The organism is Acinetobacter sp. MYb191, assembly GCF_037572605.1.
GTDB lineage: Bacteria > Pseudomonadota > Gammaproteobacteria > Pseudomonadales > Moraxellaceae > Acinetobacter > Acinetobacter johnsonii.
On sequence record NZ_JBBGZP010000012.1, the window covers coordinates 48,563 to 56,415 of the forward strand.

Consider the following 7,853-nt stretch of genomic DNA (forward strand, 5'->3'; position numbering starts at 1 on the left):
TTCGCGCGGTTTTTTATTAAAGAGACAAATTATTTTTTGTCATCTTTTACTTCAGTGAACTCAGCATCTACAACGCCATCGTCCGCTTTTTGTTGTTGACCAGCGTCACCGCCAAATGCATTCGGGTCGAAACCTTCAGCACCACCTTGACCTTGCGCAGCTTCATAAGCGCGTTGCGTGATCGGCATGATGATGTTTTGAAGTGCTTCAGTTTTCGCTTTGATGTCTTCTACATCATTTTCTTTAGTCGAAGTTTCAAGCTCAGCGACTGCAGTTTCAACAGCAGTTTTTTCATCGCTTGTTACTTGCTCACCTAGATCTTTTACTGCTTTTTGAGCAGAAGATACCAATGCATCCGCTTCGTTACGTGCTTTCGCAAGTTCTTCGAACTTACGGTCTTCTTCAGCATTCGCTTCAGCATCTTTGATCATTGCTTCGATTTCAGCATCAGACAAACCTGAGTTTGCTTTAATCTGGATTGATTGCTCTTTACCAGTGCTCTTATCTTTAGCCGATACTTTTAAGATACCGTCAGCGTTGATGTCGAACGATACTTCAATTTGTGGCACACCACGTGGAGCAGGTGGAATGTCGCCCAATTGGAAGTTACCCAACAATTTGTTTTGCTGTGCCATTTTACGTTCACCTTGGAACACAGAAATGTCTACAGCAGGTTGGTTGTCCGCAGCAGTTGAGAACACTTGAGATTTCTTCGCAGGAATCGTGGTGTTTTTCTCAATAATTGCTGTTAACACGCCACCCATGGTTTCGATACCAAGTGTCAACGGAGTAACGTCAAGAAGAAGTACGTCAGTTTTGTCACCAGACAATACCGCACCTTGAATCGCAGCACCCATTGCTACCGCTTCGTCAGGGTTCACGTCTTTACGTGGTTCACGACCGAAGAACTCTTGTACTTTTTGTTGTACAAGTGGCATACGAGACTGACCACCCACCAAGATCACATCAGAAATCTCAGACGTTGAAAGACCAGCATCTTTAAGTGCAATACGGCAAGGTTCGATTGTACGTTCAACCAAATCAGCCACTAAACCTTCCAGTTTTGCACGCGTTACGTTGATCACTAAGTGTTTAGGACCAGTTGCGTCCGCCGTGATGTACGGTAGGTTAATTTCAGTTGCATTTGATGAAGAAAGCTCAATTTTTGCTTTCTCAGCTGCTTCTTTCAAACGTTGTAACGCAAGTGGATCATTTTTCAAGTTCACACTTTGTTCTTTCTTGAACTCTTCAACCAAGAATTCAATTAACGCGTTATCAAAGTCTTCACCACCAAGGAAAGTATCACCATTGGTTGATAACACTTCGATTTGTTGGTCACCATCAAGGTCTGCGATTTCAATGATTGATACGTCAAAAGTACCACCACCTAGGTCGTAAACCGCGATTTTACGGTCGCCTTCTTTTTTATCCATACCGAACGCAAGTGCAGCAGCCGTTGGTTCGTTGATGATACGTTTAACATCAAGACCTGCAATTTTACCTGCATCTTTGGTTGCTTGACGCTGTGCATCGTTAAAGTAAGCAGGAACAGTAATAACTGCTTCAGTTACTGTTTCACCTAAGTAATCTTCTGCAGTTTTCTTCATCTTTTTCAAGATTTCAGCAGAGATTTGTTGTGGTGCAAGTTTCTTGTCGTTTACATCAACCCAAGCATCGCCATTGTCTGCTTTGATGATTTTGTAAGGTACAAGACCGATGTCCTTTTGAACTGCTTGGTCTTGATACTTACGACCGATCAAACGTTTGATCGCGAATAATGTGTTTTTAGGGTTAGTCACTGCTTGACGTTTTGCAGACTGACCCACCAAGATTTCGCCATCTTTATACGCAATAATCGATGGTGTTGTACGTGCACCTTCAGCGTTGTCGATCACTTTAACTTTGTCGCCTTCAAGCACAGCGACACAAGAGTTTGTTGTACCTAAGTCAATACCAATGATTTTAGCCATTTGGATGATTCCTCAAAAATTTTTGCAATGTTTTTGCTTGTTATTCGATATGAGAGCCGTTCAATTTTTTTCAAGTGATAATGAAGAAAAAATTTTACAAACTCTCGAATTTATAGGGCTTATGCGCCAACCATGACCATTGCTGGACGGAGCAAACGACCATTTAAGGTATAACCTTTTTGTAAGACCGTTCCGATCTCGTTGGCTTTTGCATTTGGATCAATCCCGACTGCTTGATGCAAGTCCGCATTGAAACCATTTGCTGTATCAACTGCGACCACACCAAATTTTTCCAGTGCAGTCAGTAACGATTTCAACGTCAGTTCCACACCTTCAAACATTGGTGTTTTTTCTTCACCTGATGCGCTAATGGCACGTTCTAAATTATCCACTGAGTCCAGTAACTCTTTTGCGAATTTTTCGAGAACGGTGTCTTTATGCTTATCTGATTCACGTTGAATACGCTCTACACTTTTTTGTGCTTCGTATACAGCATTTGCAGTGCGTGCTTTTTCAAGCTTTAAGCTTTCTTCAAGATTGGTAATTTGAGCTTGTAAATCCTCAACTGAAACTTCAGCTTGCTCCGTTTCAGCTTGAGTTTGCGCTGTTTGTGAATCCGCTTGCTCTTGCCCTAGATCTTGAGCTTCTTGATTGTGCTCAGTCGCCATTGATTTACTCCGTTTAAATGGGTTCTTAAACATGTACAGTCCTTCAGGCATCAGTGTTAACTGGGTTAATCTGAACTGCCATGCGTTATTGAATTCAGGATTACTACAAAAGGTCGGGGCAACAGCCAAAAATTCAAGCGGCTTCAGTGATTAATTCATGTATTTTTGGTAAAAAATTGCTGAAATCAGGCTTTCTTGGCGCTTATTCTGTCCGAAGGTCCATTTCCAATCCTGCTAGAGTTTTTTTATGTTGAAAAAGTCTAATCGTTACATTGAATTATTTTAATCAAATTTATCTGTTTTACTAATTTTTCGATTGTCTACATAATGAATTTATCAGCGGTGATCATACTTTGTGGAGAGAGCAAAGTATGGTGACTGCGACCTATTTGCATAGCTTGGGGAAACCCTCCTAATTTAGAGATTTAGGTTTTTGAATAGTACGTCTCCCAAAAGTAATTTATTCAGTGCAAAGGTATAATGCTGTCAGGATGATTCGAGCTTTGCGCTCAAAATTCGATTTTTAAGGCTGTGGTTTCTTTATTTTTGTATGCTTTTTCGAGCTTAATCCGCCTTGGGTTAAGCTTTTTTTTTGCTTAAAATTTAAAAATAACATTATTTAATCGTGTATCAGCATATAAGAGTTCTGCAATGCTGAAGAGTTGATGGGCTAAGCATAGAGTTCCTATTTATGCTGCTCACCGAAGAGAGAAACAATGAAGAATCAGCACATTAACTTGAGCTGTTGTGGAGATGTAGTGCTAAGGCGGCATTTGTGCCCAATTAATAAAAAATTGCACAAGTTGTACTCGAAACTGTAAAAACTACAACTCAGCACGTGTGTAAAAGTTTTCGGATTTGACAAAGATAGGCAAGGCAAAGTTTGGCTTTGCTATTTTGTATGACGTAAAAGGAAATGAAAGAATGTTAAATAAGAAAACTGCATTATTGTCTCTAGCGCTCTTAGGTTCAGCATTTGCGATTGTGGGCTGTAGCTCAAATGAAACCAGTACTGCACCTGAGTCCGCTCAAGTGACCACTGCACCAGATGCAACAGCAACCGTTGAGGGAAGTGCTGGAGTAGAGGTTCAAGCGGATCCTGCTGCTCAGATTGAACCCATCCAATCTACACCTGCGACAACACAACAATAAAGCTTAAAAGAGAACTTCTCTTAAACTCGCTTTGTTAAAGACCTTCACAGGATGCCGTGAAGGTCTTTTTTTAGGGAGTAAATAATTAGAAGCTGTTCAGCCGTGTTATTTCGTCAGTCTGATGTGCGATGACGATTTTATCGTTCTTGACGTGAGTTATCCCAACCTTTGTTTTGATCGCGGCGTTGATCATCAGTACGTTGCTTACGATCGTTATTGGATTGTTTGCGTCGATCTTCAGTACGTTGATGTTCTTGCTCACGACGTTGGCGTTCGGCATTTTGTCGTTGCTGACGTTCAGTATCATAACGTTTCCGTTCTTGATTTAATCGCTCTTGATCACGCTTTTTCTGTTGCCAGTCTTGATGACGTTGATTGGCGATCCGTTTGCGCTCAGCTTCAATACGTTGCCGTTCTTGTTCGCGGTTTTGGCGTTCCCATTCAGCATGTCTTTGGCGGTTTCGGTCTGCCTCGCGACGTTCGCGTTCAATGCGGTTTTGTCGTTGCTGGTATTCCCAACGTTGGCGGTCTCGTTCACGTTCATAGCGATCATGCTGGTCGTAGCGTCGATCGTCATAATCATAGCGGTGGTCATAGCGTCCGTCATAATAGCCATCCTCAGGAAAAGCCACACAACCAACAAACAAGGTGCTGATGAGCGAGAGGAATATTATTTTTTTAGTCATGGCAGGTCTCCTTCATAAAACGGAGTAGCAAAACACTCCTAAATCGGCATAAAAATTGTCAATGACAAGCTCTTAAAAGAAGATTAGCGTATAGGGCGTATTGCTATGTATCTTGATGTGAAGACTTATATAAGAGAATGGTCACATAAGTGCTGATCATGTAGAGAATATGAAGAACGATAAAAGGATATTATTGACATGGGCGTGTTGAATCAAACTTTACAACAATGGGTGGAACAAGGCCAAGGCAGTGCGGCACGAGTAATTGATCGCTTACCGACGGTAGCACAAGAAGGCTTGGTTAAAGCGCTGGGTTATCCTCACCAGTTTGAACAACTGGACCCCTTTATCAAATGCTTAATGGCGGCTCAATATAAGCAAGGAAAATCGGGCTTTATTTTTGAAGACTACCACCGTTCGCGTAAATTGTTTGATCATCAAATTCAAATGTTGACCGCCAAACCCAGCACGGTAAAACAAGTGGAAGATTTACGTCTACCTTTACAAAGTGGAACTGTGTTTGCGCGGCATTATCATCCTGCACCGAATAAGAAACTTCCGATGCTGGTGTTTTATCATGGCGGCGGCTTCGTGGTCGGCAGTCTCGACAGTCATGATGAAGTCTGTCGCTTACTTGCAATCCATGCCAAAGTGCAGGTGCTCAGTATTGACTATCCTTTGGCGCCAGAAGTTGGTCCGAATTTATTGATTCAATCCTGTGAAGATGCTTTGGCTTGGGTCTATCAAAACCGTCGTCAGTTCAAAATTTTGAAAAACCAAATTGCGGTGGCAGGCGATAGTGCAGGTGGCAATATCAGTGCCGTGGTGGCGCAGCGAACTGCGGCAAAAGCTTATGCGCCAAGTGCACAACTGTTAATTTACCCCGTGGTCGATTTCAAAAGTCGCCATCCATCGTTCTTTGCTTATAAAGATGGACTGACCTTAACGGGGCAAGATGTCGATAGAGTGACGTCGTTGTATGCTGAACAACATCAGGTAGCTTTAGATAATCCTATTGTTTCGCCAACCTATGGCGTATTAAAAAGTGTCGCCCCCGCTTTTGTCATCACCGCAGGTCATGATTTATTACATGATGAAGGTGAAATTTATGCCATCAAATTAAAGCAGCAGGGCAATAAGGTTTATTATCAGAATTATCTAGATCAACCCCATGGGTTTGTGAACTTCACCATCATTTCTCGTCGAGCAAAAAAAATTACCATAGAAATGGCAAAGGATTTTAGAAAATTTTGGGATAAGAATGCCAAATAAAGATGCATGAATTGGAAAAAAGAATGTTTCACGTGGAACATTCTTTTTTTATTTAGAGCGGATTTTGGCTTCTGGAAAAACGAGCTGAAAGCTCGGGACATAAAAACTTTGTAGAGCCTTGGCTTGGCCAAAGTCTGGAAAGAGGGTGGTATGGTTTTGCCATTCAAATTTTTTCAGTTTCATTAGCTTCGCGCGAAACTGTGGAGAAAACTCATAACGTTGACCTTGCCACGCTTGCTGTATTTTGAGCATGGAACGTGGAATGTGATGACTATTAATATAAAACGGACGTGCTTTTTTACATTGGGTGAGTGTTAAACACAAGGTTTGGTTTTGAGTCTTAAGCTGGCATTGTGTAGTTTCATTCTGTGTATACCAATCAAACTGAGCGAACTCTTTCGGAATTCCCCAAAGTTGTTGACCATGTTCAACTGAAATCTGTGTAGACACATAAATTTTAGGAATGGAACTTAAACGCCGTTTGCTCAGTAAAGGGTGGTCGAGTAAAAGTAGTTCATCATAAGGTCCAACAGGGGATTGATGATAACGAACCAACATGACTTGAACCACACGACCAATTGGGGACGGGGCGATACGAAACGCTTTATATTGTCGGATAAATTGCGGACTGATCCAATAATTCAAAATAAAGGCTTCACCTTGTAAATGCCAAGGTGGAAATTGACTCAATTGAGACAGGGCTAAAGCTTCATTCATCGTTATTCTCGTTTTCTTAGAAGAAGTAGTGTTTTATTTATACTGAACGATTAATATACCGAAATCTAATAACATCTGAATGCTGTGAGTAACGAAATGTTAAAGAAGAGTTTAGTTGCAGTGGCGGCTACATGTATGAGTATGGCGGTCATGGCAAATAACACGATTGTTGAAATGAAAACATCAATGGGCAACATCGAAATTGAACTGTTTAATGATAAAGCACCAATCTCAGCAAAAAACTTTGAAGACTATACGAAAGCTAAGTTTTATAACGGCACGATCTTTCATCGCGTCATTCCAGGTTTCATGGTGCAAGGTGGGGGTATGACTGCTGACCTTGTGGAAAAGCCAACCCGACCAGCCATTCAAAATGAATCAAGCAATGGTCTATCGAATAAACGTGGCACTTTGGCGATGGCACGAACCAACCTACCGCATTCTGCAACCAGTCAGTTCTTTATTAATGTGGTGGATAATAACTTTCTAGATAGAAGTACCAATAACGCAGGTTATGCGGTTTTTGGTCAGGTCACTAAAGGTATGGATGTGGTGGATAAGATTACTAAAGTACCGACAGGACGTGCAGGGCCACATCAAGATGTACCAAAACAACCCATTAAAATTCTCAGTGTGAATATTAAAGCAGCAGCAGTGCAAAAGTAATGAAAAAAGAGAGCAGAAATATTAAATCTATATTTCTGCTTTAAAATTATTGGGTTAAGTGTGTGGTTGTATGTTTTTGAACCTTTTTAGTGCATAAAAATACAACACCCGATAAAACAACCAGTTAAAAGCACTTGCAAAGATTTCGTAATGGTCTAGAATGCACCCCATACCGACGAGATAGACGGAAACGAACGAAGCACGAAGTGCTGAGTTGTTGAGTATATTAAGTCCAGCTTCTAGCACTGACGAGGTGTTAGAAAGATCATTAAGAGATTATGAAGAACAACTTGTGTGGATTTTTACTGATTGATCGATCGAAAATATTTCATTGATTGAATGGTAAAAATTACTCGAAGTTTATTTGAGAAATATTTGTCAGAAAATTGATGAGCCAAGATTTGTAGCCATAAGCTACTAATGATTTTTAACTGAAGAGTTTGATCATGGCTCAGATTGAACGCTGGCGGCAGGCTTAACACATGCAAGTCGAGCGGGGAAGTATAGCTTGCTATACGACCTAGCGGCGGACGGGTGAGTAATGCTTAGGAATCTGCCTATTAGTGGGGGACAACATTCCGAAAGGAATGCTAATACCGCATACGCCCTACGGGGGAAAGCAGGGGATCTTCGGACCTTGCGCTAATAGATGAGCCTAAGTCAGATTAGCTAGTTGGTGGGGTAAAGGCCTACCAAGGCGACGATCTGTAGCGGGTCTGAGA

Annotated in this window: 7 protein-coding genes and 1 rRNA gene; 4 read left to right on the forward strand and 4 right to left on the reverse strand. The window is 41.4% G+C overall.

Annotation, left to right across the window (positions count from 1 at the left end; all coding sequences use genetic code 11):
* Window positions 1-29 precede the first annotated feature (29 nt).
* Both dnaK and grpE read right to left on the reverse strand, forming a co-directional pair.
* Window positions 30-1,970, reverse strand: a complete 1,941-nt coding sequence (gene dnaK / locus WH214_RS06880) for a molecular chaperone DnaK (RefSeq protein ID WP_086210894.1) — start codon at window positions 1,968-1,970, stop codon at window positions 30-32.
* Window positions 1,971-2,089: 119 nt separating this feature from the next.
* Complete coding sequence (gene grpE / locus WH214_RS06885) at window positions 2,090-2,638, reverse strand: nucleotide exchange factor GrpE (protein ID WP_168159922.1); 549 nt, start codon at window positions 2,636-2,638, stop codon at window positions 2,090-2,092.
* A gap of 924 nt (window positions 2,639-3,562) precedes the next feature.
* Between grpE and WH214_RS06890 the strand changes: the two genes are divergently transcribed.
* Window positions 3,563-3,790, forward strand: coding sequence for a hypothetical protein (locus WH214_RS06890; protein WP_004697397.1), 228 nt, complete (start codon window positions 3,563-3,565; stop codon window positions 3,788-3,790).
* A gap of 137 nt (window positions 3,791-3,927) precedes the next feature.
* Here the strand turns inward: WH214_RS06890 and WH214_RS06895 are convergent, their stop codons facing one another.
* A complete protein-coding gene (locus WH214_RS06895) occupies window positions 3,928-4,476 on the reverse strand; it encodes a hypothetical protein (protein ID WP_339421955.1) in 549 nt (182 codons plus the stop codon).
* A gap of 198 nt (window positions 4,477-4,674) precedes the next feature.
* Here WH214_RS06895 and WH214_RS06900 point away from each other — a divergent pair, with 198 nt between their 5' ends.
* The gene (locus WH214_RS06900) at window positions 4,675-5,748 is read left to right on the forward strand and encodes an alpha/beta hydrolase (RefSeq protein ID WP_339421956.1); all 1,074 of its coding nucleotides are present in this window, start codon (window positions 4,675-4,677) and stop codon (window positions 5,746-5,748) included.
* A gap of 48 nt (window positions 5,749-5,796) precedes the next feature.
* Here the strand turns inward: WH214_RS06900 and WH214_RS06905 are convergent, their stop codons facing one another.
* A complete protein-coding gene (locus WH214_RS06905; protein ID WP_339421957.1) occupies window positions 5,797-6,465 on the reverse strand; it encodes an acetoacetate decarboxylase family protein in 669 nt (222 codons plus the stop codon).
* Between the two features lie 96 nt (window positions 6,466-6,561).
* Between WH214_RS06905 and WH214_RS06910 the strand changes: the two genes are divergently transcribed.
* Complete coding sequence (locus tag WH214_RS06910) at window positions 6,562-7,131, forward strand: peptidylprolyl isomerase (RefSeq protein ID WP_087015069.1); 570 nt, start codon at window positions 6,562-6,564, stop codon at window positions 7,129-7,131.
* Between the two features lie 428 nt (window positions 7,132-7,559).
* A 16S ribosomal RNA gene (locus WH214_RS06915) occupies window positions 7,560-7,853 on the forward strand; the annotation flags it as partial.